This is a genomic window from Lysinibacillus sp. 2017, from assembly GCF_003073375.1.
GTDB lineage: Bacteria > Bacillota > Bacilli > Bacillales_A > Planococcaceae > Solibacillus.
Genome location: NZ_CP029002.1, coordinates 2042502 through 2068248, shown reverse-complemented (window position 1 = coordinate 2068248; position 25747 = coordinate 2042502). Strand labels below are relative to the sequence as shown.

The following is a 25747-nucleotide window of genomic DNA, read 5'->3' as shown; positions in this document are numbered from 1 at the left end:
ATAATAGAAATGGGGAATCCACGTCATTAATTTGCGTCAGATCCATTGCAGGTAGGCCAAGTTTTTGAACGATCGCGCGGACATTGCCGGTTCTTGAGGCGTAAACAATCATGCAGTTATTTGTGAAATACGATCGATAATAGATGCTGGATCAGCTAGCCATTCGCCATTATGTTCGAATACCGGAACTGTCATGAAGCCGGCGTTGACAACCGTTTCTTTTGCAACTGCGTCGTGATCAATGTTAATTACTTCGACTTGAAGATTTGCAGCATCAAGCTCTGATTTTACCCATAGGCATTTTGGACAAATTGTTTTTGTATAAAGTTTCATTGAAATATCCCTCGCTTACTATGAAATTTATTATGTACTGACAAATGGGCAAAATAAAAAGCCATCCTCGTAAAAAAAGGATAGCTTGAAATGGAAACGTCAAAAGAGCGCGCCTCCATTTCCTATTCCCCGAAGAAATGTCAGAGTTTTTATGGCGGCAGGTCTCCTGGCTTTGCGTCATTCTTCAGACATCCTTCCCATGCGTTAGCACAGTGGATATTTAGTCATCCGTCAGCATTTACAGTTGCGGGGACAGCGTCGGAATTGCACCGAACTTCCCTATTAAACTACATTTAGTAGTACCGCTATAAAAAAACACAATATATAGTTGTTAAGAGTATACGACTTAAAAAAATAAAAGTAAAGAGCACGCGTTAAAGTCAGACATTTCAAATAGAGCAAAAGGAGATACCAATTGATAATTGTTATTTTCAATTAGTTAAAATTAGTTTATAGTTAATTAGATTTTTCATCGTCATTTAAATTATTAGGAAGTTGGTTAAGCATGTCAATACATTTAAAAATTAAAAAAATTCATTCAGAGGCCATTTTACCAAAACAAGCACGTCCCGGAGATGCGGGAATGGATTTGTATGCCATTGAAGATAAAGCGTTAAATCCAGGTGAATTTGCTCTAATAAAAACCGGCATTCAACTGGAGTTACCAGAAGGAACCGAAGCGCAAGTACGACCACGCAGCGGATTAGCTCTAAAATACGGCATTACGGTGTTAAATAGTCCAGGCACAATTGATGCAGGCTACCGCGGAGAAGTTGGCGTCGTGTTAATCAATCACGGCAAGAAAGTTTTCCATATTGAAAAGCATATGCGCATCGCTCAATTAGTCATTCAATATGTGCCAACAGTAGTGATTGAAGAAGTCGATGAATTATCGAATTCAGAACGAGGCGAGCAAGGCTTTGGTTCAAGTGGCGTGAAGTAAAAAGTTTCGATGAAATATAGTTGTATTTTTAGGGCACCATTGGCATTTGTCATGGTGCTTTTTAGTGTGTAAAATTGTGCAGGAATTCTTGAACTATATATCGAAATAGTAATTTGGAAAGTCATTATTATATAAAATGTTTTTGAGACTTTTTTACAATTTTATGCGTAGAAGAAATAAAAGGGGTGTGACGATATGAAGAAAAATGAGTTTATTCCAGAAGAGCATAAAAGGGCAAGGAAAATATTTCGAATAGTAGGACCAGTTCTTTTAATAATTGGAGTCTGTTGTATAGCTATTGCAATTGCTGATCTTTTCACGTTAGGTTTTTTTGAAATGCCCAAATATGATTGGCTGTTCTTTGTAGGGATGCCATTTATATTTGTTGGTTTTGTCTTTTGTGGGTTAGGCTACGGTTCAGATGTGGCAAAATACCAAAGCCGAGAAATGGCACCAGTCGCAAAAGACACATTCAATTATTTAGCAAGTGAAACGACAGAAGGTGTGGAGTCAATTTCGCGCGCGGTACAGAAAGGGAAAAGTACGGTTATTAAAGCCAAACAATGTTGGAATTGCCAGGAACTCAATAAACTTGATGCGAAGTTTTGCAATGAATGTGGGCAAGAAATTTGAAGAATTGGGGGGATAAGGATAAAGAATGAATTGCGGTCACACTGAATTTCCGATATATTTAGAAAAACATATTTCGTGCCGAATAACGCGAAATAATGTCTCTTCTGTGGATATCCTTGAAAAAATTTATACGCTTTTATCCACTAAAATCGAGAAAAATACAATGATAGAAAGAGGAAAAAAATGGTTTCTTCTAAAGATGTTGCAAAATATGCAGGTGTATCGCAAACAACCGTATCACGCGTATTAAATACACCTGAATTAGTAAAACCCAACACCGTTCAAAAAGTTATGGAAGCCATCAAAGAACTAAAATATATTCCAAATGAACATGCACGTTCGTTAGTGCAAAATCGCACGGGCACCATTGCGTTACTTTCTGGTCCACTGCATAATCCATTTTTCGTAGATACAACAACAGCCATTGTTAATTATGCCAATAGCTGTGGCTATAAAGTCGATGTTCAATTTGTAAATGATGAAAAACTTTCACAAGCTTATGCCCGCTTTCTAGAAAGAAAAGTAGACGGCTTAATTTTGTCTTGTATTTTTAGTGATGATCCATTTTTTGAGCAGTTAGAGCATTTTGATATTCCGTTTATTACCTATAACCGCAAGCATAAGAGCGGTCGCTTTTTTGTAGAAATTGATAATGAACAAGCAGGATACCTTGCCGCAAAGCACTTAATTGATTTAGGTCATGAAACGATTGCGTGGATCGGCGGGACACAAGAGGTTAGTACATATGCGAATCGCTTTTTAGGCGTGCAGCGTGCATTCGATGAAGCGAAACGTGAACTAAAGGAGTCATATATTTATCATACAGATACGATGAAAACAATGATTGACCAAGTCATTGATGAATTAATGGCATTAAAAAAGCCACCAACTGCGATAATTGGAGGGGCAGACGCCATTGCGTTAAATGTGATGGATCTTTGCTTGCAAAAAAACTACAGCATCCCCGAGGATTTGAGTATTATAGGCATCGATAATGTAGAACTGGCAAAACATAACCGCATTAATTTGACGACAATTGGTGATGAAGAAGAAAAAAACTTAGGTTTAATAGCAATTAAAGAATTGATTGAAAAAATAGAAAATAAAAATAACTGTTGCATTGAGATTACTAAATCTGTTAATCTTTTTAATAGAGAGACGACCGCCATTCCAAAATAGAAAGGCAGTCCTCTATGGAAAAGATTATTTTTTTTGAAAGAAATGGTTACGTATTCATTTTCGTTCAGATAGGTAATCTAATTTTTTTATATAAAATGGTTACGTATTCATTTTAGAAGGATTTCAACAATGAGAGGGGGAAATGAGTTGGAAAAGTCAATGTATGTAAACGGAAAATGGGTAAAAACACAAGTATTTACAAGTCTATTTTCTCCATATACCAAAGAGATTCTTGCTGAAATTCCAGCCGCTTCAAAAGCTGAAGTGAATGAAGCAATCGATTACGCAGAAAACGCAGTCGATGAAATGAGTAAGCTTACGTCATTAGAACGAGCAGAAATTTTATATCATATTTCAGACTTATTACGCGAACATCGTGAAGAAGCAGCTCAAATTATTTCATTAGAAAGTGCCAAACCTTTAAAATTTGCATTAGCAGAAATAGATAGAACGATTGAAACGTATCAATTTGCAGGGGAAGAAGCAAAACGCTTAGTTGGTGAAATTATTCCAATGGACGCGGCGAAAACGGGGAAAAACCGCTTTGGCTATACAATCCAGCAACCTTTAGGGGTGATTGGGGCGATTACACCATTTAACTTCCCGCAAAATCTAGTAGCTCATAAAGTGGGGCCAGCAATAGCAGCGGGAAATTCAGTTATTTTAAAGCCAGCATCACAAACACCATTATCTGCGTTATTTTTAGCAAAATTAATCGATCAAACAAAGTTACCTAAAGGCGCTTTTCAAGTTGTAACAGGAGGCGGACGCATTGTCGGTGATACCTTATTACAAAACGAAAAAGTGAAAATGATCACGTTTACTGGAAGCCCAGCAGTGGGATTAGGAATCCGACATAAAGCGGGCATGAAACGTGTGGCGTTGGAACTGGGGTCGAATGCTGGGTTAATTATAGATGGGGACACTAATTTAGATACCATTGTACCAAAATGCGTAACAGGTGCGTTTTCAAATCAAGGGCAAGTATGTATTTCGTTACAACGTATCTATGTGATGGATGCGCAATATGATAATTTTGTAAACGCTTTTGTAAGTAAAGCGAAGGAATTAATCATTGGTGATCCACTGTTAATGGAGACAGATATTTCGGCGATGATTCATGCTGATGAACAAAAACGTGCTGCCAAATGGGTTGAAGAAGCCGTCAATAATGGTGCTGAAATTCTTTTAGGTGGAAAAGAGGAAAACGGTATTTTCCCACCGACTATTTTGGCAAATGTAGATCCTTTATCGAAAGTAAGTTGTGAAGAAGTATTTGCGCCAATCGTCATCGTCAATAAAATTCAGTCGATTGAAGAAGGCATTGAAGCGATTAATCATTCACAATATGGACTTCAAGCAGGTATTTTCACGAAAGATATTCAAACGGCCTTTGAAGCATCTAAACGATTAGAAGTAGGAGGTGTCATTATCAATGATATTCCTACATACCGTGTTGATCAAATGCCCTATGGCGGCGTGAAACTGAGTGGTACTGGTAAAGAAGGATTAAAATACGCCATTCATGAAATGACCGAAACAAAGCTCATTGTTTGGAATAACGAAGGGGGGATTTAAATGACTGAAAAAATTACATTTACGCCGTTTAGCTATATGGGCTGGGGTGCACTAAGTCATTTAGTTGAAGAAGTTGAAAAATTTAATGTGCAACGAATTCTATTAGTAACGGATCCATTTTTAGAAGGTTTAGGCATTACAAAGCGTGTAACAGAGCCTTTAGAGCAAGCGGGTTTTGTAGTTGATGTTTATAAAGACGTCATGCCTGAGCCACCGCTTGAAATTGGTGAAAAACTAGTAGCCTATGCACGAGAATCACAGTCTGAATTAGTCATTGGTTTAGGCGGAGGAAGTGCACTAGATTTAGCAAAATTAGCAGGCATCATCACGGTTCATGAAGGAACAGTGGAAGATTACTTGAACTTAACGGGTACAAAGAAAATTACGAAAAAAGGGTTACCAACAATTTTGATTCCGACAACTTCAGGGACGGGATCAGAAGTAACGAATATTTCGGTGCTGTCACTAGAAACAACGAAGGACGTTGTAACGCATGATTATTTAGTAGCCAATGTCGCGATTGTTGACCCGGAATTAACGTTATCGGTCCCGCCAAAAGTAACTGCAGCTACTGGAGTTGATGCGTTAACACATGCAGTGGAAGCGTATATTTCAAAAAATGCGAGCCCAGTATCTGACGCGTTAGCACTACAAGCTATTCGATTAATTAGCCAATCACTTAGAACGGCTGTTAAAGATGGTCGTAATGTACAAGCAAGAACGGATATGAGTTATGGCAGTTATTTAGCGGGACTGGCTTTCTTTAATGCAGGTGTCGCAGGTGTACATGCGTTAGCTTACCCATTAGGAGGTCAATTCCATATTGCTCATGGGGATTCAAATGCGGTGCTTTTACCCTATGTAATGGGCTATATTCGCTCAAGCTGTGAAAAACGCATGAAGGATGTCTATGATGCAATGGGCTTTAGCAGCACGAACTTTTCTCAAGAAGAAGCATCTTATAAATGTGTGGATGAACTAAAACGTCTTGTTGAAGATGTAGGCATTCCATTAACATTAAAAGGATTTAATATAGAAGAAAGTGCTTTAGAAAGTTTAACAATAGATGCAACGAAGCAAACACGTATTTTAGCACGTAGTCCGATGCCATTAGAAAAAGACGATATATTTGCCATTTACGAATCTGCTTTTAATGGACAAGTCGTGGAAAAAGCGTAGTGTTTGTGGAATTTATTCATATTACAAATTTAGGGTAGGGGGAAGTAAACATGTGTAAAAATAAAAAGGTATATGTACTTGATACGGGAACGATGAAAATGGACAAGAATTATATGATTGCGATGCATAACCCAGCAAGCATTGATGCGCCACATCAACCAAATGAATTTGTGGAATTTCCAGTTTATGCGGTATTAATTGATCACCCAGAAGGAAAAATTCTTTTCGACACAGGCTGTAACCCGGATGGTATGGGCGAAGAAGGTCGCTGGCCAGAAGGGGTACAAAAATTATTCCCAGCGTTTCAAAGTGAAGAATGTTATTTAATTAACCGTTTAGAACAATTAAGCGTACGCCCTGAAGATATTAAATATGTTGTTGCATCCCATTTACATCTTGACCATGCAGGCTGCTTAGAGCTATTCACAAATGCAGAGATCATTGTGCATGATTCGGAACTTTCAAATGTTATGAAGTCATTTGCGATGACGCGCGATATGGGTGCCTACATTTGGGGCGATGTCATGGCGTGGATTACTAAAGAATTAAGATGGCGCACGATTAAGCCACATGAAAAAGAAGTGAAATTAGCTGAAGGTGTGAAAATCATTAACTTTGGTCCAGGACATGCTTACGGTATGCTAGGTTTGCATATTGAATTGCCAGGACACGGGAATGTTTTACTAGCATCCGATGCTCTTTATACAAAAGAAAGCTTTGGCCCTCCTGTGAAGCCACCGGGTATTTTATACGATTCAGTAGGGTATAACCATACAGTGGAACGCATCCGTCAGTTTGTAAATGAAAATGATTCGGAAATTTGGTTCGGTCATGATGCCGATCAGTTTAAAACATTTAAAAAATCGACTGAAGGTTATTACGAATAAAAAGTTAAAACCAGTTGCATAGGCAACTGGTTTTTGTAGTTTTGAAAGACTATTTTCATCATATTTTCTATCATTATTTTAACACATATACCCAATTATTTACAGACTTGTATGTATGTTCTGAGGGTCTTAAGATTAATAAGAGCAGAAAGGGTGATGGATTTTGCGTTTAGGATTAAAGAATGGAGAAGTTAAACTTGTACCATATGAAGAAAACTGGAAAGACGATTTTAATATTGTAAAAATGGCATTATTAGAAGGGACTAATTTACGAGAGTTTCAAATCGAACATGTTGGAAGTACGTCTATTGAGGGGATTCAAGCGAAACCGATCATTGATATTCTAGTTGGGGTAGAGAGTCTGGCATCGCTCGATAAAATGTTTTTTTCAAACCTTCGAAAAGTTGGCTTTTATCGATTACAGGTAGAAAGACCAAATGAGATTGTCTGTGCCAAATTTACAGATGAATCATTTGAAACGAAAACGCATTATATTCATATCGTGGAGTTAAACAAAGAAAAGTGGCGTCAAATGCGCTTCTTTAGAGATTATTTGAATGCAAATGAGGATGTGAAGCAACGATACCAAGCGTTGAAAAATTCCTTCTTTCGTACAGATTTGAATGGAATCAATGATTATACCGAATATAAAGAGCCGTTTGTCCAGTCGATATTCGCAAAAATGGAGGAGATATAATGGAATTTTTTAGTTTTGCTAAAGAAAACGGACGAAAAGTGACACATTATGAGTCAGATTTTATATTATCTCGATTAGCAATAGCGGAAGGAAGAACTGTTATAAGCTATATGTATTTAGAGGAAAACGGTATAATTGGCTATCATGAAGCGCCTGTTAATCAAATTCTTTATATCGTGCAGGGAGAGGGATTTGTTTGCAATGAGCAAAAGGAATATAGAAAGATACAAGCGGGGGAAGCGGTATTTTGGACAAAGGGCGAGTGGCATGAAACCAAAACATACGCAGGATTGACAGCAATCGTAATAGAAGGAGAAACGTTGAACCCTGAAAAACTGAAAAAGGTAACTGATCCAAAATAATGGTTAATTAAAAGATAAAGTAATAAAAGAAATGAAGTGGAGAGCCGAGTGTTCTTACGGACGGATGCCTGACGTTCGTATAAGACCACGGTTGTGGAAAGTATACCCAGAACAGAACTCAATTTTGTCGACGCCTAAAAGATACAACTTTTCTCATGGAGAAAAAGTGTATCTTTGATTTTGTTCGAGCCTTATAATTTTGATTCGATTTAATCGAGCCTTTTTCTTCTAATCCATTGAGTAGCGATCCACTTTTCTCCCCGGACAACAGGAGCTCCACCGTGTAGTGTTAGTTCATTTAAAGCTTGATCGTTATAAAAGTATTCAAAGTACACAGCCATTCCTTTTTTCGGGACAACTGATAAATTTAGTTTCGGGAAATACGTTTCGCCGCCCTCTTCCACATCATTTAAGTATAATACAACCGTAGCGATACGATTATTACTCGCGGCTTTACTAGTAGAAGCAAAATAATCGAAATGCTCCTTGTATTCTTGGCCAGGTTTGTAGTTCAGAATATGAAGACCTTCACCATGCTCTACCGGGACTCCGACGATATCGGCAATTCTTTTTTCCACTCGCGTCACAACATCATGCTTAACATCTGTTAAAAAGGCACCACTACTCGTTCGAATTTCGCTAACATCTCTAGTGCTACCAATTTTCGAACGCTCGAGTCGGTCTTTTGACAATTGAATAAGGGCATCGCATTCCTCATTATCTAGTACAGAGCCTAAAACTACGATTAGCGGTTCTTCAAATTTTGCAAGAATTTCAATTTCTCGATCATTTGTCTTAACTTTATTTCCACTATGGTTAAAAATAGTGGCTTCCTTCAGTTGTAAATCTTCTACAAACACTGACAAAACGCATCAACCTCCAAAATCTCTAATTTGTATATATTTTCTACAAAGTATACATTAATTTCTGTTTAATTATGATTTTTCAGTTAATTGAAGTGTGAAGGGTGATCTAAGTATTTATTGCGAGTAAAAGTTTATAAAGGAATTAATTAACATATATCGAAATAATAATAGATGGATTTTTGCTGATCTAATGTTTACTGTGAAATTTTACTTATTCAGTTTTTTAAAGAGAATTGGGGTAGCCTAGAAAAACGCTGCGCTCCATTTTAATTGAAGGTGGGGGATTATAAATGAATAATAATAATAGAGTGAGGAACACATGAGAAAAAAAGGTTCCATGATCGTGTTTTTACATTTGCTAGTAGTTATAAGTGTGAGTATATATTTTTACCTCAATCAACAAAAAGCGTTTGAACTCTTGTTTAAATTTAATGAGGATTATGTAAAAACACAAGACGGAGATGTCACAATTTATAAAGCGCAGGACGTTTTGTATAATTCTGAAGCAGTGTTAGAAAAGATACAGCCGACAAGACGATTTAACTCGCAATCAAACAACGCATGTGGTTCGGCATTAGAAGACTGTCTTTGATTCATTACGGGTTAGTAAAAAACTCACTTTAAAAAGGACTTGTCAAAATACTCCATTACTAGTATTACTAGCCCCAAAATCGACAACAATAATCCTACAACAAATGGGAAACCTAGGAATAAACTTTCAACACTTTCATTCCCATATTGCTTTCCTCCAAAAATTGCATACCACAACTGTGAACCAGACCAACTAGTCATGCTGGGAATATATAATGCTGCCACCACAATTATAGTTAATGTAGTAAATAATCCCCCTAACATTATAAAGCCGCCAATTACTGTCCTTTTCATACTCTCGCCCCCAGTCTATAAATTACCGTCTATTCTATCTATTTCTCCAAGCAATTTAGATTTCCCTTGTTCAACTAAAGCCCCGATAGTTTTAAGAACATCTTTTCACAATCTAAAAATTTATTTTAGAATAAAACTCCAACTCCTTCAAAAACAAATTCGCTTCCAATAAACGCTTTCTCCTGTCTAAAATTTGGTTTTTTCATTTATAGTTTTCGAAGTATTTTCCTTTTTCGATAATCTCTTGTGTACTTAATGCTGTCCATTCTTCTGGAGATTGGTTAGGATTTAAGTCGAGAAAGGATTTAATCATCTTATAGCCTTCACTGTAACCATAAAATAACGGTAAATCATTTCCACCAGTTATAATTTCTAACGAACGATTCAAGTCTTTTTTGTTTAAATCAGGTTCAATTTTAGACCAAAGTTCTTTATTGTAAGTTAAGTCTATTGACGTATAGTCAATATCTGGATAAACAGTCTTCCCAAACATGACGGCCTTTCCTTCAAAAATAAGATTATCTAAAACAGATACAGAATGATTACTTAAATATTTTTCTGCCCAAACACTGTGATGATATTCATGGGCAACACTAATCTTAATAAAATCATCATCAAAATATTCATTATAGGGAATTACGATTTTCCCAGCCCCAACGTTATACATCCATACCTTGGAATTGCTAGAAGGAAATACACATACCGCTACGTCTCGTTCAGAAGGTAGTAGTTGTGCAGATTTTAACAGTGCATCTTGAATGAGTGCATTCAATTCATCTTTACGCGTTTCGATCAAATCGCTTACTACTTTTAATTCAGTTAAACTAGTTGGAGCCTTGTTAAGAGTAGAATCCGCCATATGTATGAACTCGCCATTTTCAAAACAATCACTGTATACAGGCTGAATAACTTCCTTCTTATACAGCTCCAACTTTGACTCACTTGGGGTATCTTTCACTTTTTCAAAATATCGTTCAAATAATGAATTGACATGAATGATTTTGTACTTTTGACTGGTTTGAGGGTTCTCGAATGTATACATAATTTTGCTGTCATCCGTATTTTGCTCTTTCTCACTATTTTCAGTTTGCGTACAGGAAGTGAGCATTAATAGTATTAGAAGTAGAATAAATGATGCGCTTGTTTTTAGATTGAATTTCAATTTTATCCCCCTAAATAAAATGTTATTTAAAAATTTTGACTATTATAATACTAAATTATTTTAACATACATAAAATGGTAATTTGAGACTTTATAAAATATTTTATGTAAATCTTTAAGGTATTCGAAATAAGTAGTGGATGAAGGATGACATAAAGTTAGAATTGGGTATTTTTAAATTCCATTAATAAAGCACTATCATTATTGATTTTTTTAACCTGAGAAAAGCCACATTTTTCGTAACATCTAATCGCTCTTTCATTAGAAATTTCAGGGTCTAATATTATTATTTCAGCATCAGTAGTTTTACTAATAAGGTCAATAAATTTACTAACCATAATCGTTCCGTAGCCTTTATTAAACAATTTAGGGACACCGATAAATTGGTCAATTCCATAAATTATTTGATGTTCTAAATATCCATATTTTTTTTGCACTTTTGCTTGTAGTTTATAGTGTTGCATAAAACCTATTGGTAGACTATCCAACTCAACAATAAAAGGAGTAACTCGACTTTCTCCACGAACTCGTGGTTCATATTTTTCCTTTACCTGTTCTAATGTAAAGGGTGAATTAATATCTCCATAAAATTCTAAGACTTCTTTTGTACTTAACCATTTGGTCATTAAACCATAATCATTATCAGTCATTTTTCTGATGTAAATATTATTTGTATTCAAAAGATACCCCTTTCAAAATATATTGTATATCTCAGAATACCAAAATCTGTATATTTGATACAAGCAATTACTGAACAATACTGTAAAAGTAATTCGGCATTTAAAGATTATTAACTTGTTTTTGGGCATAAGAATAGCACCTCCGTTACGTCTATCGTATCGGGGTGCCAGGTCATTTCAGCTCATGTTAGGGACTAAAAGTATTTCATTATAAACGGTACGATTGTGTAATTATTATTTCACATGCAGTGGTGGAGGAATTAACCAACCTTTTGATTTATTCAATCTTAAGAGTTTTGCTCCAATTTGGGCTTTTGCCATATGGAATTGTCCATACATCATGGCGATGTCTTCTCTAGTTGACATACCCATCGCTTGACTACATGCGACTAGGCCTGCAGCGATATCTAATGATGCGGCGGCACTAATTTCGGGATCATTAAAGCGTGCACCAACAGGGATGTCTTCTAGCCTTGCCATTGGACGTTCTGGAGGGGAAGGTGGAAGACCAACACCGTTCATTTTTAAAATATTCTCGAGTGGCTTATTTTCCTCTTTCATGCATTGAATTAAATCTTCAAGTATTTTCTTTAAGTCTTCATCGCCAGTGTGATTAATAAAAGTCTGATATGCAGCAATTAATCCATTATTCCCAGCAAGATTAGCCCAAATATTAAATACCTCACCATAATGTAATGGTTCTTCTTTAGGATTTCCAGATAATATTCCCATACTTGCACTTCCTTTCATATTGTACATTTTCATACATGAATAGTATGGGGATATAAATAAAAATAATTCATTAAAATGAAAAATTTATCTAATTTCAATATCGATTAAGAAGGGTTAATGACGTCGTTATTATTCCCGTTATGAGTATTTATTTCAGGGGCGAGGAGATTATAAGCAATTAAAGTAACATCTAATTTTTCTTCGAGGCGTTTGATTTCATCTAATTGTTCATGTTTTAATTCTGCAAATTTGGTTGCCTTCAAAAAATCACATCCTTAATTATAATAAATTTAGTATGAGAAAATTTAATTCGTTTATGCCTTTTTAAATGCCATGTAGATTTTTTGCAAAAAAAAGGACTCAAGCACCAGCTCAAGTCAGCAAAATTATACTTGATTATTATAGCACGTATGTTCGCGGGGAACAAACAAACCATGTTTCGCATGATTGATTACTTTTAGGTTTTGGAAATTAGGAAACTGGGTAGAACTATATATCGAACACTGTAAAAGCTACTTAATCAAAGGGGTTGTTTATTTTTGGATAGATTTGAGGATAAAGTTATTATCGTAACGGGTGCAGGTTCTGGTTTAGGACAAGCTACATCATTGCAGTTAGCAAAAGAAGGGGCAAAACTCGTTCTTGTTGATCTAAATCAGGCAGGCTTAGATGATACAAAATCAAAAATTTTAAAAGTTGCTCCAAATGCAGACACATTACTAATTTCCGCAAATGTGGCCGATGAAAAAGCAGTTGAAGATTATGTTCAACAAACGGTCAATAAGTTTAAGAAAATCGACGGCTTCTTTAATAATGCAGGTGTTGAAGGAAAGCAAAATTTAACAGAGGATTACGGGATTGATGAATTTCAAAAGGTTGTTTCAATTAACTTAAATGGCGTGTTCTATGGCATGAAGTACGTACTCAAAGTAATGAAAGCACAAGGATATGGCACAATCGTCAACACTGCATCTGTTGGAGGCATCCGAGGTGTAGGAAATCAGTCAGGCTATTCAGCAAGTAAGCATGGTGTTGTAGGATTAACGCGAAATTCAGCAGTCGAATATGGTGAATTTGGCATCTCAATCAAAGCGATTGCTCCGGGTGCAATTATGACGCCAATGGTAGAAGGCTCATTACGTCAAATAGGAGGCGAAAATTGGGAACAGGCCGGAAAAGAATTCGTCCAATCCAATCCTATGAAACGCTTCGGTAAGCCAGAGGAAATCGGCTATTTAGTGGCATTCTTGCTCTCGTATCAAGCCGACTTTATTAATGGTGCGGTTATTCCTATTGATGGTGGACAGTCATATAAGTACTAAAGAAATTTCTTGATATATAACCTCATTCAGCTAGTCGGATGAGGTTATTTTTATTTTAGGATTACCTTTATCAAAAGGTAGATTACCTTTCCTCCAATACCAGTATCATTAAACGATAAATAACAAATACCCCTAAATAGGCAGCAGTTACCATGAAGTCGAAATCTATAAAGAGGGCATGAATTGTGGTCATAAAAACCGCATCATCAACAATAATTTGATAGATCGATGTCGATGCAATATTACCGAAAATAATGAATGAAAGAAGCGCGAGGATATTAAAGATCATGTTGAATTTGGCGCTCTTGTGTTTTAATAAAAGCATTATAATAGGCACGACGATACTGGATATAACTATTAAGATTTTCAAAATTTCACGCCTTTTTATTTTCATTATGTCCTTGTACATTTGTATATAAACAAATAGCCGCTACGATTGTATTCGCAGCGACTACTTCTTGCTGTATTATCGATTCAGATTATTTCTCATAAGTTTTGCAATTTCTAAGTCATCCGTTTTTCCGCGTTTTTCAAGATGTTCAATTACAGCGATTTGTCTTTCGGTAGAGTGGTTTTGACTTAGTTTTGCCGTAGCTTCGATTTGTTTTATTTTTAATTTAAAGCCTTGAACACCTTTACTTAAATTCGAAAGATAATTCGAATCAACTTCCTCAATAGAATAACTACTAGAAGGGGATTCATATTTTGAAATTAATGTATTTAGCGATGCACTTAATTCCGCTTCATCGTCGATTAATTCCATTTCACCCGTAATATGTACGGTTACATAATTCCACGTAGGAACGGCATCCTTTGTTTCATACCAAGAAGGAGAAATATAACAGTGAGGGCCCTGGAAGATGGCGAGTACCGTTTGATTATTTATGTCTTTCCATTGCGGATTTGGACGCGCGAAATGACCGTAGAGATATACATGATCGTCACTTAAATAAAGTGGTAGATGCGTTGCAAATGGCGCACCATCATGTTGAGAAATAAGCGTGGCAAAGCTATGTTCATCAATTATTTTACGAATCTCTAATTCGTCTTTTAGATTGAATTGCTTTGGAATATACATAATTACCAACCTCTCTGAAAATGATTATAGTGTCTTCATCATTATAAAATCATGTTGTTCTTCATCACCCATCATAAAGGAGTGAGAGCCCGTTTTAACAAAGCCAGACTTTTCATAAAAAGCAATAGCATTCACGTTTTTCTCCCAAACACCAAGCCATACTTTAAATTTATGCTGCTGTTTTGCAATGTTGAGTGCATAATTCATTAAAATTCTACCTAAGCCCATTTTCTGAAATGACCCCAGTACATAAATTCGTTCGATTTCTAAAGCTTCGTTCCCCATATTTTCAGTTTGTGCATCCTCAGTATTCAATTTTAAATACCCAGCGAGATTCTCATCTACATAGAGTAAATAAAATGTCGAGTTCGAATTTGAAAGCTCGTCTGTTAGCGTCTCTTCGGAAAAGGCCGTAGCTAAATAAGTCTCCATATTTTGTTCGGAGTTTTGATTTTTAAAGGTTTCATAAAATGTTTCCTTACTGACAGATTGAAGTGCGTGCAGGTGTTCAATTGTGCACGTTGTTGTATGAACGTTCATAAGCAGGTGAGCTCCTTTAGTGGTTGCGTTTAAAGTAAAGTCTTCAATTTAAGTTATGGTGATTTAATGGTATGTGATTTTTGGAATAACTTCAATGATTTTTGGCCTATTGGTTATGCACCAGAGCTATTTAGGTTCATCACTGTAATTTGGAGTTGTTTATTGTTTTATCAGTTTATCCACAACTTATGATGATGGACCAATGTTTAAAATATATTGGGATAATTTTCTATTGAAGTTTGAATAGTATCTCTGCATTAATGAGAGAGTTGTAAAAATTTTTGGAGGTATGTAATGAAGTTTTTTAAATGTTTTATTGCATGTGAAACCACTCAATAAATGTTACTAAGAGAAGCTTGTCACCAAGTCATTTAAACAATGACGAGGAGGCAAGCTTTTTTATTTATTACTAGCCCTTTTCATTTATCCGCATAAACATACCTGTACTTGACTAACCTTCAATTGTTGGCTGTTCAATATAAGGGCCATATAATGATATTTCAATTAAATTATTTGCCATTTCTTCTGGACTTATTTCGTAATTTTCTTTAATCCAAAAGATGATACTTTCAATATAAGCACCTGTCACATAGGAAATGATTAGTTCGATTTTGACACGTAACATTTTATCTTGAGACTGAGAAGATTGAATCCCATCTGTAACATATTGTTTGATAATTTCTTTAACACCATTGATAAAAATAGCATCAGGTTGATACACAAAAAACGTCTCATATGCGATATGCTTTATCTGAATATGTTGAAACAGTAACCTTAAGTTTTCGGGCATTTCTTTTTTGGGAGTTTTTGATAAAGGACGTGGATTTTTAATCGTTAGTGCCTCTTTTAATTCTGCTAAAATACTTTCATGAATATCGATGCGAAGTTCTTGAATGTCTTTATATAATTTATAAAAGGTAGGTCTCGTTACTTCGGCAGCATCACAAAGCTGTTGGATTGAAAATTGATCTTGTCCTTTTAATTGTAACGTAAAATAGGCTTTATGTAATTTTCCTTTAGACTTTAATTGTCGTGGATCTATATGCTTCATTTAGTTATCACCCAATTCAATTGTATCATGATTTATTTTTATCTAACTACTGAAAAAGTAAAATCTATAATTATCATTGTTAAGTTTGCATTTTGCAAATGAATTCACGTTTGTACAACTAATTTTATTGGATGTATAAGCTAAAAATCGACGTAATAAAGACAATTTATTCAGAAAAATTAGTTTAATGGTTCTAATTTTGTTTACATTATGTAAATTAGTTATATAATTGAGTTATAGAAAATGGAGGTGTTTTTATGGGACGTTTAGAAAACAAAGTTGCTATCATAACTGGTGCAGCACAAGGTATGGGTGCAGCCCATGCAAAACGTTTTATCGAAGAAGGAGCGAAAGTTGTTCTGACTGATTTAAACGAAGAAAAAGGAAGTGCCTTAGCTGCAGAACTTGGTGAAAGTGCTATCTTCGTGAAACATAATGTAACGAGCGAAGAAGAATGGGCAGTAGTAATCAAAAAAGCAGAAGAAGCTTTTGGTCCAGTAAATATTTTAGTAAACAATGCAGGTATTTCGATTAACAAAGGATTATTAGATATTTCATTAGATGAATATCGTCGTATTGTTGACATTAACCAAGTATCTGTCCTATTAGGTATGAGAGCGGTTGTTCCTTCTATGAAAAAAACTGAAAAGGGATCAATCGTTAACATTTCTTCAATGAATGGTCTTGTGGCTGGCGCAATCGGTTATACAGATACTAAATTTGCCGTACGTGGTATGACAAAAGCAGCTGCTATTGAACTTGCTGGACAAGGTATACGTGTAAACTCTGTACACCCAGGTGTTATTGCAACACCAATGATTCAACAAGCAGATGCAAAAGATGCGATTGAAGAATTTGCAAAGTATATTCCTTTAAAACGCGTTGCTCAACCTGAAGAAGTATCGAATATCGTATTATTCCTAGCCTCAGAAGAATCTAGCTACTCAACAGGTTCAGAATTTGTTATTGACGGCGGTCTTACTGCACAATAATCGGACAAGACCCAGAATTTATTAAGTGTGAAATTGTTTTTATAACTAAACAAGAAAGCTTGGCGCAAATTGTCTTAATTGACAGTTTAGCGCCAAGTCTTTTTTAGTTAATTCGTTACCGCAACTTTTACTTTTGATGCAATATGACGCGCGGCTCTTCGTCCAGAGAACATCCCATCGGCTAAAGATAAGCCACTAATATAACTATTTGAACATATACCCACAGCTGTTCGGCCTGCAGCATAAAGTCCAAGGGAGCGGGTAAGCATTAATTATTCATATCTGTTAAACCTGGACTATGCTCATTTGGCATGACGGGCATAGTTGGTACAGGAAAACCTTCAGGGGGAGGCGTTACATTAAGTTGGCCACCATTTCTGCTAGGCGTTTGTCCTTGAATGATTTCACTCATTCGCGTAGGATCTAATCTGAAGTTGAATTGAATATTATGGTAACCCATGTCAACAAATTTTCGACATTCAGGATATTTATTAATATCGTAATTCGGAACGGGGAATAGTTTGCCCCAATCAACACCTAATGTTTCAAGCGCTTTTGCGAAGGCATTTTGATGCGCGTTATCTCGAACAATTAAAAATGCTAATGTTTCTCTGAAGGTTTGGTTGGAACTCATTTCGTAAATACGTGTCTTTTGAAGTACGCCCGTTGATTCTAATACTAGATTGTCGAGTAAATCTGCAATGAGGTTCCCGTGAGCATAAACCCAAGAACCATTCCAAGGATTTCCCGCAGCATCAACAGGTAACGAGGATTGAGCGCCAACAATATAATGATGTGGGTTTGCGTGGCGGACAGCATCATCTAAAGGAGACTGGTCTGCACCGCTATTTCCAGGTGCAACAGATTCCCCTGAATCATTTAATAATTGATTGATTGTATTTTGTACGAGTTCAACATGAGCAATTTCCTCTAAGAAAATGCCTCGTAGTAAATCGCGATATTGCGTTTCTTTGCCTCTAAAATTGGAACTTTGGAAAAAATACTGCATCATCGTTCGCATTTCGCCATAATGACCACCAAGAATCTCTTGCATAACACGAGCTGCTTGTGGGTCAGGTTTATCGGGTTTAATAATATTTATTAACTCTTCTTTGTAATAATACATAGTGTGCCCTCGATTCTAAGAAATTTTTGAATGTATATTAATTTGCCGCAAAGTTTATCCACTTCACTGGACATAGTATAAGCAAATAGAGCAAATTCATTCCTTGTTAACCATTCAAAAGTGTTTTGTATCTAGTTCTCAGACTTTTTCAAAATTTTAAAAAAGCCCTCACCGCAATTACTATGCGAATGAGAGCTTGTGTACACTAAGCACGTATTTTTTTAGCTTTTGGATAACCAATGAGTATTGCGATAACGCCACAAACTGCAATAAACATTGAATAATACGCATATTGCATCATCGTGATTGGCGAAATGCCAGCGACACCAGCGGCAACTAAAAATTGTGCACCATATGGGATTAATCCTTGTACTGCACAAGAGAATATATCGATAATACTCGCTGATTTTCGTGGCTCAATATCATATTGAGTGGCAATATTTTTTGCGAGAGGGCCAGCAATTAAAATCGCAATTGTATTATTGGCAGTCGATAAATCCGTTAAGCTCACTAAACCAGCCATTGCAAACTCTGCATCTTTTTTAGATTTGATTTTGCGAGTGGCCAATTGCAAGATAAAATCAATACCCCCATTATGCTTGATGACTTCAACCATTCCTGCAATAAGAATCGCTAAAAAGGCCATTTCAAACATACCAGCCATCCCATCGCCAGCTGCTTGCACAAGGCTCATGACATTATAACTACCATCAATTAGTCCAATAATGCCTGCAATACCAATACCACAAGCCAAAACAAGAAATACATTAAGACCTGCTAATGCAAAAATAATGACGAAAATATAAGGGATAATTTTAATCCACTCAAAGGTTTCATACGTAATTTGAGCGTTTGAGTTCATCGTCATAAACATTAAAATGACACATGTGACAATAGCCGCTGGTAATACAATGAGGAAGTTCACTTTAAATTTATCCTTCATTTGTGCACCTTGTGTACGAACGGAAGTAATCGTCGTATCTGAAATAAACGATAAATTATCGCCAAACATAGCACCACCAATAATCGTCGCCATGAGTAACGCAAGTGAAAGATCTGTTTGCTCACCGATACCTACACCAATTGGAGCAATGGCAACGATTGTCCCGACAGAGGTTCCCATCGCAAGGGATATAAAACAAGCAATCACAAATAAGCCAACAACAAGTAAATTTTGCGGAGCGATGGAAAGGGCAAAGTTAACAGTAGCATCAACAGCACCCATTCCTTTTGCCGTTTCAGAAAAGGCACCTGCTAATAAGAAAATCAGTACCATTAGCATGACATTTGAATTGCCGGCACCCTTACAAAAAATATCGACCTTTGTTGAAAGGGATTCTTTACGATTCATGGCTAATGCGACAGCACCAGAAATCGCAATCGCTATAATGACAGGGAACGCATAAAAGTCGTCTAATAAAATGCCTGATCCGATAAATAACACTAAAAACACTACAAATGGGAGTAACGCCCATGGATTACCTTTTTTCATACAAACCTCCAACATCTTTTCCTTCAAATCAAGTCCAAGCACACAAAAAAGTCTCTCCTTAAACGAACAAGAAGAGACCTACATTACGGAAAACCTCAGCTTATCTTTCAAGTGCGTACTTGCTGGATTTGGCACAGTAACTACATTCGTTCCGCTGCCGAGATTTCATAGGGCCAGTCCCTCCATCTCTCATGATAAGAAGTTAATCATATTATTTTTTTCAAAGTAAGAACTACAATATATGATTTTCGATAAATTGTCAATAAATTATTATTGTTGGATATTATTTTGATGTTTACTGGTGATGAAGGCCAAAAGTTTGATGCAATTTTAACATATTTTGGTTTATCATCTAAAATGAACTATCATAAAGAAAAAGAGCAATCACTCCTAGTTACGTATAAATGACTGCATTAGTGCGAATAAGGATAAAAAAGTTTGAAATTTTAACCTAAAACGATAAACTAAGTTTAGAAACATAAAGGGGATTAGATATATGAAAATTGAAGATTGGCTAAATAATGAAACGTCGGCGATTGCAAAAGAATTAACGGAATACGACGAAAAGCATATGGAAGTTGAAAAAACGATTGGCTTTACGGGACGCGATAAAATTCAGGGAATTTTAAAAAACTTCCATCAAATCATTTTTCCAAAGATCTATCACCAAGGAGGAAGCGATAAGACGCGTACACTGACGGATGTTACAAATAATATTCGTAAGTCTGCATTAGATTTGCGTGATCTGATTGAAAAGGTATTAATCTACCAAAATAATGACAACTGTGATGGACAATGCGGCGAAAGAGCCGATCAGGTTGTTATGAAGTTAATAGAAAGCTTCCCTAAAATTCGCGAAATGATTCAAACCGATATTCATGCTGCCTACAATGGTGACCCAGCTGCAACGTCAACAGAGGAGATTTTACTAAGCTATCCATCTGTTCGCGCGGTCTTCATTCACCGTATCGCACACGAGCTATATAAATTAGATGTAACGATTGTGCCGCGTATTATGTCAGAATATGCACATCAGTTAACAGGAATCGATATTCACCCAGGCGCATCAATCGGTCATTCGTTCTTCATTGACCACGGTACAGGTGTTGTTATCGGGGAAACATGTACGATTGGTAATAACGTAAAAATCTATCAAGGTGTGACACTTGGAGCACTAAGCTTCCCACTTGATGAAAATGGCAATCCAATCAAAGGCATTAAACGTCATCCAAACATCGAGGATAATGTCGTTATTTATGCGGGTGCCACAATTTTAGGCGGTAAAACGACAATCGGTCATGATACTGTACTTGGAAGTAACATTTGGCTAACCAACACCGTGCCACCATATTCACGTGTCTACAACTCACAGCCATCACCGAATATTAGCATTAGTAAAGAATATGTAGCGGATTATGAAATCTAAACAGAATAAGCCAGTGAAGCGGAACTTAATCCGACTTCTCTGGCTTTTTTATTATTTTGTATAAATTTTAATGATAGTTGGATGTCTGTGTTCGCGTACGCTTTAGGTGAATAGATCCTACTTTGTAATATAACTCGTTGTTATGCTAACAGAAAGTATAGTAAGAATGGAAAGTAAAAAAGTCTCGGAGGATAATAATAGACCACCACATATAACCACAAAAGCATCAATGATTAAAATATATATCCCTACATTAATCCCTGTTTTATCACATAAAAACTGGGCAATAAAATCTGTGCCGCCTGTACTTGTCTGAAATAGCAACATCAAGCCAATCCCAATTCCTATTAAAATGCCACCTAGAATAGAACTATATAGTGCATCAATTTTAAATAGCGTACTAACAGGTGTTAGAAAATCAATAAAAAAAGAAGAGATAATCATGCCATGTAAACTATTATAAAAATAACTTCTGTAATGAAACCATGCAAATATAAAGATGGGAACACTTAATATGATAATAGTTACACCTGTTTCCAAACCCCATATGTAATTTATTATTAATCCAATACCAACTGTACCCCCATCTAATATTTCATGTGGTACTAAAAACATATTTATTCCTAAAGATAAAAGAATGCTACCTATAATTAGTGCAAAACCTTTTTTTAGAAAGGACAGGTAACCACCTCATAATACAGACTATTTTAAAGTAACTTAAGCAAAATATTGTGAATTTCAATGGTAAATATATGTTCATTATTCGGCAGAAAGAAGTAATTTAGATGCAAATTTTAAATAGAACTGTAAAGAGTAAACCTACACATACAGAACTTTTGAACTTCCATCCGTTTCTCAAGTAATGAATGAGCAAAATAAGTATTTGCACCCGGTAAATGAAATAGTAACGTCCTTTTTCTAAAGAAATAATAGTTGTTGACCTGTAAATACTGTAATATTCAGAAAAATTAGTTGCGTTTATATCACTTTATGATATATTGGAATTAGATATATCATAAAGTGATATAAAGAGGTGGAAAAATGAAATCATTAGAGCAACTGACCGATTCGGTTTTTTATATTATGGCTGCATTTACACAGCCGAAGCATGGCTATGTAGTGATGAGTGATATTGAAGTGTTGACGGACGGTGAGGTCACAATTGGTCCGGCATCGCTCTATACTATTATTAAAAAACTCATGGTGCAGGAATACATTACACTATTTGACGATAGTGATTCTCGTAGAAAAGTTTATATGTTAACAGAAAAAGGACGCGATGTACTTCAACATGATATGAAGAGGCGTGAGAAAATGATTCGCTTTGCACAAATGGGACTAGAGGGAGGTACTTCACATGAATGAGAAGAAATTTGTCATTTCAGATGGGATTGCATTTTCAGAGAAAAGGGATTTAAAGGTGTTAAAAAGGTTCGCTGCAAAGGGCTGGATTGTCAAGCGCTATAAAGGGTTTGGTTATGAACTTGAAAAGCGTGAGCCAGAATTTATCGATTATAGTATTGATATTCGCAATTTAGCAGAGGAAGACAAAGACGAATACTTTGCGATGTTTGAATTTGCCGGCTGGGAACATGTTTGTTCAAGTTATGATACGCATTTATTTAAAGCACCTGTTGGCACAACGCCGATTTATTCTGATAATACCTCAAAGGCCGAAAAACTCATGCGTCTACAAAAATCGATACTACCTGCCACATGGCTAACAGTATGCTTTATGGTGTTGAGCTATTTTATGATGGTATTCTTTGATGGGACAATGGGACAAGTATCGAAAATGTTATTTAATATCTTTATGGTGCTCGTGGTTCCATGTGTCATGATGTATGTTGCCTTAACCTATCGCCGCGCGCGCTTGCAGGGTGAATAATAAAAACTTGAAAAACTTGCACCGGGTGCACATAAAAACGCTTCAAAAATAACTAAAGTGAAATTTCAATGTAGTGTGCTTAGTATTGAACTGAGCACACTTATTTTATTGCCCTCGAGGTCCTTTTGAAATACCATTAAAACGCTATTAATGAGCACATTACAGGATATTATTCTGATGCAATGGCAACTGCTGCAGAAATTTAGATATCCATTAAGAAATAAAGCCGATAAAAGAAGAGAATCTTTCTTAAATAAAATTATTTTTTTAAAATTGAATCGATTATGAAATGATAATCGTCTAATAGCAGAATTTGAAGTAAGTTGAAGGGGAGGGTAGTAAATTGGACAGAGAAGAAAAAGATTACGTATTAGAAAAACTGATGATTGACTATGGTAATGAGTTGGTTCGATTGGCATTTTCTTATGTGAAAGATGCAGAGATTGCGAAAGATATGGTACAAAATACATTTATCAAATGCTACAAAAACCTAGAATCGTTTCGGTTTGACGCACAAATAAAAACATGGCTGTATCGTATAACCATTAACGAATGCAAGGATTATTTAAAAAGTTGGAATTACAAAATGGTACAGGTAAAAAGTTTTATTAATGAAACAGCTAAGTCAATCATGCCATCAACAGAAAAAACAGTAATCGATAAATACAAGAATGAAGAAATAAAAAATACTATTTTTTCTCTTCCAAAGGTGTATCGGGAAGTGGTTTATCTATATTACTATGATTCATTGACTACTGAAGAAATTGCCAAAGTTTTAGATGTTCCAGTGAATACAGTGAAAACTCGATTAAGAAGAGCAAAACAAAGGTTAGAGTCGATGATAAAGGAGGTGGAACTGAATGGATGATAAACGGTTAAAAGATGCATTTTCTAATACATCGGGTCAAGAGCTACAATTTACGAAAGAAGATCGTCATAAAGTATTTGAACAAATTCGTGAAATTGACGGGGATGCTCATACTCAAAAGAAGTCACTTATCACGGTAAAAAAAATCGCCCCCTTAACAGTCTCTTTATTGGCAGTAGGCTTGTGTCTATTTTTGTTTATGCCATCTGTTCTAACTGGAAACTGGACTAAAGAATTGAGCAGGAGTGATTTCAATAAAGAATATAACTCATCTGCTGCAAGTGCTCCCGTAGTTGAAGAAGCGAAAATTTCAACTACTTTAATTACGGTAAAGTCGAAAGATATGGATAATCGAATTTATCTAAACCTTTTACTTACTTATAGTAAAGATAAAAAGATGATGAAAGTCGTATCGCTCCCTTTAGATACATATGTGCAGGTAGCAGATAACGATGATGGAACTACTTTGGATGATAAATTATTATTTGCTTATCGTTTTGGCGGCGCTGAAAATGTAAGAACGACAGTTTCAAAGTTCTTCGATTTACCAATTGATTATTATGCAGTGATCGATTTAGAAACCATTTCAACGCTAATTGATTCTATGAATGGTATTGAATATGACTTGCAAGAAGATATGCGTTTAAGGGCAATATCACAAGTGGCATTTGAATTCAAAAAGGGCACAAATCAGCTGAGTGGCGAACAAGTTGTATCATTAATGATGGCTGCTACAGAAGGAAATAATTTAGATGAAGATGACCTATTAAACCTAATGACTATGGTAATGAATAAAACAGAAAACGAGATTCCACGAACACAATTAAAAGAGCTATTTACTCAAATAGAAGCCAATACATCACTTGATTCGTTGTTAGACAATCAAATAGAAATTAATTCTATAAAAGCGCTATCTATAAGTGAAGGCATGATAGCAGATCACATACCATTAAGTAGTACTACAGGGAAACACATTTATCGGTTTGAGAAAGATTTTTTAAATTCTATTTCAGAAGAGTTAACGACATTTGACTAAATATAAATGGGGTATTTAGGAATAATTTTACTGAAATATTTATGAATATAACTTTTTACGAAGACAATATAAAGGTGTGTTAATTAATGTACTCGTGGATGAAAGTAGAAAGCATCTGTACTGAAAAAATGCGTATGAAGCGTTAAGATTTGGCTGATAATAGAATTGTACTTTGAATAATTCTTGTAACTACTTTCCTGATAATAGGAACTATTGCGAGCGAAACTACATTATGGTAAAAAATCATTTTATTATTTGAATGGGGTGGGATGAATATAAATGTCTAAAGTTACAGGGGAAAAATTTTTAGAAAAATTTATGGGTATCGATGATCCGATATCAAAGCTAATCGTAATCCATTTATATTGTGAAAAAGCAGTAAATAAGTTAATTGAAGTAAAGGGAAAAAGAAGTGAGAAAGTTTTACAATGGAAGAGTAGTGATTATCATCCATTAAAAAAGGCTAACTTTGTTACTCAAATTTACTTTGTATATAACATGGGCTGGATTGAGGAAGGGTTATATAACAATTTATTTTTGCTGAACTCATGGCGTAATATTTACTCGCATAATATTGATGTCGATTTAGATAAGATGAATTATGATTTTGATATGTTGGGCAATGAGTTTTCTTTTCAAGATAAAAAAGATATTAAAGCAAACGCAGAAATAATTGCCGTTGTAACAATTGCAGCGCTACATAACTGTTTACTACAACAGCATAAATTAAACTATTAACATCCTGAAAATGGATGTTTTTTTTATTGCTAAAAAATCTTGTAACAGCTGCACGTTATTCTAAGTTGCTCTTGT

The 25747-nt window shown here is 35.6% G+C and carries 32 protein-coding genes and 2 riboswitches; of the genes, 17 read left to right on the top strand and 15 right to left on the bottom strand.

Features of this window, described 5'->3' with window-relative positions; genetic code table 11:
* Positions 1-108 precede the first annotated feature (108 nt).
* On the bottom strand, positions 109-333 hold the full coding sequence (locus DCE79_RS09930) for a glutaredoxin family protein (protein WP_108712905.1): 225 nt from the start codon (positions 331-333) through the stop codon (positions 109-111).
* Positions 334-471: 138 nt separating this feature from the next.
* Positions 472-655, bottom strand: a riboswitch (cobalamin riboswitch).
* Positions 656-838: 183 nt separating this feature from the next.
* Between DCE79_RS09930 and dut the strand changes: the two genes are divergently transcribed.
* From dut to DCE79_RS09890, 8 genes are all read left to right on the top strand, one after another.
* A complete protein-coding gene (gene dut / locus DCE79_RS09925; RefSeq protein WP_108712904.1) occupies positions 839-1276 on the top strand; it encodes a dUTP diphosphatase in 438 nt (145 codons plus the stop codon).
* 195 nt (positions 1277-1471) lie between these two features.
* The gene (locus tag DCE79_RS09920) at positions 1472-1909 is read left to right on the top strand and encodes a zinc ribbon domain-containing protein (protein WP_108712903.1); all 438 of its coding nucleotides are present in this window, start codon (positions 1472-1474) and stop codon (positions 1907-1909) included.
* 183 nt (positions 1910-2092) lie between these two features.
* Positions 2093-3088 (top strand): LacI family DNA-binding transcriptional regulator, encoded by a 996-nt coding sequence (locus DCE79_RS09915; RefSeq protein ID WP_108712902.1) that lies wholly within the window; start codon positions 2093-2095, stop codon positions 3086-3088.
* A gap of 147 nt (positions 3089-3235) precedes the next feature.
* Positions 3236-4666 (top strand): aldehyde dehydrogenase family protein, encoded by a 1431-nt coding sequence (locus tag DCE79_RS09910; protein WP_108712901.1) that lies wholly within the window; start codon positions 3236-3238, stop codon positions 4664-4666.
* Complete coding sequence (locus DCE79_RS09905) at positions 4667-5845, top strand: iron-containing alcohol dehydrogenase (RefSeq protein ID WP_108712900.1); 1179 nt, start codon at positions 4667-4669, stop codon at positions 5843-5845.
* Between the two features lie 50 nt (positions 5846-5895).
* Complete coding sequence (locus tag DCE79_RS09900) at positions 5896-6732, top strand: AhlS family quorum-quenching N-acyl homoserine lactonase (protein ID WP_108712899.1); 837 nt, start codon at positions 5896-5898, stop codon at positions 6730-6732.
* A 163-nt stretch (positions 6733-6895) separates the two neighbouring features.
* Entirely contained in the window at positions 6896-7429 is a 534-nt protein-coding gene (locus DCE79_RS09895; RefSeq protein ID WP_108712898.1) for a GrpB family protein, read from the top strand.
* Positions 7429-7791: a cupin domain-containing protein gene (locus DCE79_RS09890; RefSeq protein ID WP_108712897.1), complete on the top strand. Its 363-nt coding sequence runs from the start codon at positions 7429-7431 to the stop codon at positions 7789-7791. The genes DCE79_RS09895 and DCE79_RS09890 overlap by 1 nt, the downstream gene beginning before the upstream one ends.
* A 209-nt stretch (positions 7792-8000) precedes the next feature.
* On the opposite strand, the gene DCE79_RS09885 is transcribed toward DCE79_RS09890, so the two are convergent.
* A complete protein-coding gene (locus tag DCE79_RS09885) occupies positions 8001-8657 on the bottom strand; it encodes a 2OG-Fe(II) oxygenase (RefSeq protein WP_108712896.1) in 657 nt (218 codons plus the stop codon).
* 373 nt (positions 8658-9030) lie between these two features.
* Here DCE79_RS09885 and DCE79_RS09880 point away from each other — a divergent pair, with 373 nt between their 5' ends.
* Positions 9031-9249, top strand: coding sequence for a hypothetical protein (locus tag DCE79_RS09880; RefSeq protein WP_159083088.1), 219 nt, complete (start codon positions 9031-9033; stop codon positions 9247-9249).
* Positions 9250-9272: 23 nt separating this feature from the next.
* Here DCE79_RS09880 and DCE79_RS09875 read toward each other — a convergent pair whose 3' ends face one another.
* From DCE79_RS09875 to DCE79_RS09855, 5 genes are all read right to left on the bottom strand, one after another.
* Positions 9273-9542: a hypothetical protein gene (locus tag DCE79_RS09875; protein ID WP_108712894.1), complete on the bottom strand. Its 270-nt coding sequence runs from the start codon at positions 9540-9542 to the stop codon at positions 9273-9275.
* Positions 9543-9744: 202 nt separating this feature from the next.
* Positions 9745-10704, bottom strand: a complete 960-nt coding sequence (locus DCE79_RS09870; protein ID WP_369916772.1) for a DUF2268 domain-containing putative Zn-dependent protease — start codon at positions 10702-10704, stop codon at positions 9745-9747.
* Positions 10705-10861: 157 nt separating this feature from the next.
* Positions 10862-11383, bottom strand: a complete 522-nt coding sequence (locus tag DCE79_RS09865) for a GNAT family N-acetyltransferase (protein WP_108712893.1) — start codon at positions 11381-11383, stop codon at positions 10862-10864.
* A gap of 234 nt (positions 11384-11617) precedes the next feature.
* Positions 11618-12115, bottom strand: coding sequence for a DUF3231 family protein (locus tag DCE79_RS09860; RefSeq protein WP_108712892.1), 498 nt, complete (start codon positions 12113-12115; stop codon positions 11618-11620).
* A gap of 104 nt (positions 12116-12219) precedes the next feature.
* Positions 12220-12378, bottom strand: a complete 159-nt coding sequence (locus DCE79_RS09855) for a uroporphyrinogen-III decarboxylase (RefSeq protein ID WP_108712891.1) — start codon at positions 12376-12378, stop codon at positions 12220-12222.
* Between the two features lie 276 nt (positions 12379-12654).
* Between DCE79_RS09855 and DCE79_RS09850 the strand changes: the two genes are divergently transcribed.
* The gene (locus tag DCE79_RS09850; protein WP_108712890.1) at positions 12655-13437 is read left to right on the top strand and encodes an SDR family oxidoreductase; all 783 of its coding nucleotides are present in this window, start codon (positions 12655-12657) and stop codon (positions 13435-13437) included.
* 82 nt (positions 13438-13519) lie between these two features.
* Here the strand turns inward: DCE79_RS09850 and DCE79_RS09845 are convergent, their stop codons facing one another.
* The 4 genes from DCE79_RS09845 to DCE79_RS09830 all read right to left on the bottom strand — a co-directional run bounded on the left by DCE79_RS09845 (position 13520) and on the right by DCE79_RS09830 (position 16106).
* A complete protein-coding gene (locus DCE79_RS09845; protein ID WP_234417234.1) occupies positions 13520-13726 on the bottom strand; it encodes a transposase in 207 nt (68 codons plus the stop codon).
* 177 nt (positions 13727-13903) lie between these two features.
* Positions 13904-14515 carry an FMN-binding negative transcriptional regulator gene (locus DCE79_RS09840; RefSeq protein WP_108712889.1) on the bottom strand — a complete coding sequence of 204 codons (612 nt, stop codon included), beginning with the start codon at positions 14513-14515 and terminating at the stop codon, positions 13904-13906.
* A gap of 24 nt (positions 14516-14539) precedes the next feature.
* Positions 14540-15055, bottom strand: coding sequence for a spermidine/spermine N(1)-acetyltransferase (locus tag DCE79_RS09835; RefSeq protein ID WP_108712888.1), 516 nt, complete (start codon positions 15053-15055; stop codon positions 14540-14542).
* Positions 15056-15506: 451 nt separating this feature from the next.
* Positions 15507-16106: a TetR/AcrR family transcriptional regulator gene (locus tag DCE79_RS09830; RefSeq protein ID WP_108712887.1), complete on the bottom strand. Its 600-nt coding sequence runs from the start codon at positions 16104-16106 to the stop codon at positions 15507-15509.
* Positions 16107-16363: 257 nt separating this feature from the next.
* Here DCE79_RS09830 and DCE79_RS09825 point away from each other — a divergent pair, with 257 nt between their 5' ends.
* Positions 16364-17098, top strand: coding sequence for a glucose 1-dehydrogenase (locus DCE79_RS09825; RefSeq protein ID WP_108712886.1), 735 nt, complete (start codon positions 16364-16366; stop codon positions 17096-17098).
* Positions 17099-17205: 107 nt separating this feature from the next.
* On the opposite strand, the gene DCE79_RS18510 is transcribed toward DCE79_RS09825, so the two are convergent.
* From DCE79_RS18510 to DCE79_RS09815, 3 genes are all read right to left on the bottom strand, one after another.
* Positions 17206-17367, bottom strand: a complete 162-nt coding sequence (locus tag DCE79_RS18510) for a hypothetical protein (RefSeq protein WP_159083087.1) — start codon at positions 17365-17367, stop codon at positions 17206-17208.
* A complete protein-coding gene (locus tag DCE79_RS09820) occupies positions 17367-18224 on the bottom strand; it encodes a manganese catalase family protein (RefSeq protein ID WP_108712885.1) in 858 nt (285 codons plus the stop codon). The genes DCE79_RS18510 and DCE79_RS09820 overlap by 1 nt, the downstream gene beginning before the upstream one ends.
* A 205-nt stretch (positions 18225-18429) precedes the next feature.
* Entirely contained in the window at positions 18430-19716 is a 1287-nt protein-coding gene (locus DCE79_RS09815; RefSeq protein WP_108712884.1) for a Na+/H+ antiporter NhaC family protein, read from the bottom strand.
* Between the two features lie 97 nt (positions 19717-19813).
* Positions 19814-19917: riboswitch (SAM riboswitch) on the bottom strand.
* 295 nt (positions 19918-20212) lie between these two features.
* Between DCE79_RS09815 and epsC the strand changes: the two genes are divergently transcribed.
* Entirely contained in the window at positions 20213-21142 is a 930-nt protein-coding gene (gene epsC, locus DCE79_RS09810) for a serine O-acetyltransferase EpsC (RefSeq protein WP_108712883.1), read from the top strand.
* 117 nt (positions 21143-21259) lie between these two features.
* Here the strand turns inward: epsC and DCE79_RS09805 are convergent, their stop codons facing one another.
* Positions 21260-21823 (bottom strand): YitT family protein, encoded by a 564-nt coding sequence (locus DCE79_RS09805; RefSeq protein ID WP_108712882.1) that lies wholly within the window; start codon positions 21821-21823, stop codon positions 21260-21262.
* Between the two features lie 360 nt (positions 21824-22183).
* On the opposite strand from DCE79_RS09805, the gene DCE79_RS09800 reads away from it, so the two are divergent.
* The 5 genes from DCE79_RS09800 to DCE79_RS09780 all read left to right on the top strand — a co-directional run bounded on the left by DCE79_RS09800 (position 22184) and on the right by DCE79_RS09780 (position 25672).
* On the top strand, positions 22184-22507 hold the full coding sequence (locus DCE79_RS09800; RefSeq protein WP_108712881.1) for a PadR family transcriptional regulator: 324 nt from the start codon (positions 22184-22186) through the stop codon (positions 22505-22507).
* A complete protein-coding gene (locus tag DCE79_RS09795; RefSeq protein WP_108712880.1) occupies positions 22500-23030 on the top strand; it encodes a DUF2812 domain-containing protein in 531 nt (176 codons plus the stop codon). Before DCE79_RS09800 ends, DCE79_RS09795 begins: the two co-directional genes overlap by 8 nt.
* A gap of 343 nt (positions 23031-23373) precedes the next feature.
* Positions 23374-23898, top strand: coding sequence for a sigma-70 family RNA polymerase sigma factor (locus DCE79_RS09790; protein ID WP_108712879.1), 525 nt, complete (start codon positions 23374-23376; stop codon positions 23896-23898).
* Positions 23891-24934, top strand: a complete 1044-nt coding sequence (locus tag DCE79_RS09785) for an LCP family protein (protein ID WP_108712878.1) — start codon at positions 23891-23893, stop codon at positions 24932-24934. Before DCE79_RS09790 ends, DCE79_RS09785 begins: the two co-directional genes overlap by 8 nt.
* Positions 24935-25213: 279 nt before the next feature.
* A complete protein-coding gene (locus DCE79_RS09780) occupies positions 25214-25672 on the top strand; it encodes a hypothetical protein (RefSeq protein WP_108712877.1) in 459 nt (152 codons plus the stop codon).
* The last annotated feature ends 75 nt before the right edge of the window (positions 25673-25747 follow it).

Coding starts and splice junctions, on each gene's coding strand:
- DCE79_RS18510 (WP_159083087.1), bottom strand. CDS start 17,367: ATGCTTACCCGCTCCCTTGGACTTTATGCTGCAGGCCGAACAGCTGTG.
- DCE79_RS09915 (WP_108712902.1), top strand. CDS start 2,093: ATGGTTTCTTCTAAAGATGTTGCAAAATATGCAGGTGTATCGCAAACA.
- DCE79_RS09815 (WP_108712884.1), bottom strand. CDS start 19,716: ATGAAAAAAGGTAATCCATGGGCGTTACTCCCATTTGTAGTGTTTTTA.
- DCE79_RS09785 (WP_108712878.1), top strand. CDS start 23,891: ATGGATGATAAACGGTTAAAAGATGCATTTTCTAATACATCGGGTCAA.
- DCE79_RS09840 (WP_108712889.1), bottom strand. CDS start 14,515: ATGTATATTCCAAAGCAATTCAATCTAAAAGACGAATTAGAGATTCGT.
- DCE79_RS09795 (WP_108712880.1), top strand. CDS start 22,500: ATGAATGAGAAGAAATTTGTCATTTCAGATGGGATTGCATTTTCAGAG.
- DCE79_RS09900 (WP_108712899.1), top strand. CDS start 5,896: ATGTGTAAAAATAAAAAGGTATATGTACTTGATACGGGAACGATGAAA.
- DCE79_RS09930 (WP_108712905.1), bottom strand. CDS start 333: ATGAAACTTTATACAAAAACAATTTGTCCAAAATGCCTATGGGTAAAA.
- DCE79_RS09825 (WP_108712886.1), top strand. CDS start 16,364: ATGGGACGTTTAGAAAACAAAGTTGCTATCATAACTGGTGCAGCACAA.
- dut (WP_108712904.1), top strand. CDS start 839: ATGTCAATACATTTAAAAATTAAAAAAATTCATTCAGAGGCCATTTTA.
- epsC (WP_108712883.1), top strand. CDS start 20,213: ATGAAAATTGAAGATTGGCTAAATAATGAAACGTCGGCGATTGCAAAA.
- DCE79_RS09820 (WP_108712885.1), bottom strand. CDS start 18,224: ATGTATTATTACAAAGAAGAGTTAATAAATATTATTAAACCCGATAAA.
- DCE79_RS09905 (WP_108712900.1), top strand. CDS start 4,667: ATGACTGAAAAAATTACATTTACGCCGTTTAGCTATATGGGCTGGGGT.
- DCE79_RS09920 (WP_108712903.1), top strand. CDS start 1,472: ATGAAGAAAAATGAGTTTATTCCAGAAGAGCATAAAAGGGCAAGGAAA.
- DCE79_RS09835 (WP_108712888.1), bottom strand. CDS start 15,055: ATGAACGTTCATACAACAACGTGCACAATTGAACACCTGCACGCACTT.
- DCE79_RS09860 (WP_108712892.1), bottom strand. CDS start 12,115: ATGGGAATATTATCTGGAAATCCTAAAGAAGAACCATTACATTATGGT.
- DCE79_RS09845 (WP_234417234.1), bottom strand. CDS start 13,726: ATGATCTTTAATATCCTCGCGCTTCTTTCATTCATTATTTTCGGTAAT.
- DCE79_RS09780 (WP_108712877.1), top strand. CDS start 25,214: ATGTCTAAAGTTACAGGGGAAAAATTTTTAGAAAAATTTATGGGTATC.
- DCE79_RS09800 (WP_108712881.1), top strand. CDS start 22,184: ATGAAATCATTAGAGCAACTGACCGATTCGGTTTTTTATATTATGGCT.
- DCE79_RS09830 (WP_108712887.1), bottom strand. CDS start 16,106: ATGAAGCATATAGATCCACGACAATTAAAGTCTAAAGGAAAATTACAT.
- DCE79_RS09875 (WP_108712894.1), bottom strand. CDS start 9,542: ATGAAAAGGACAGTAATTGGCGGCTTTATAATGTTAGGGGGATTATTT.
- DCE79_RS09890 (WP_108712897.1), top strand. CDS start 7,429: ATGGAATTTTTTAGTTTTGCTAAAGAAAACGGACGAAAAGTGACACAT.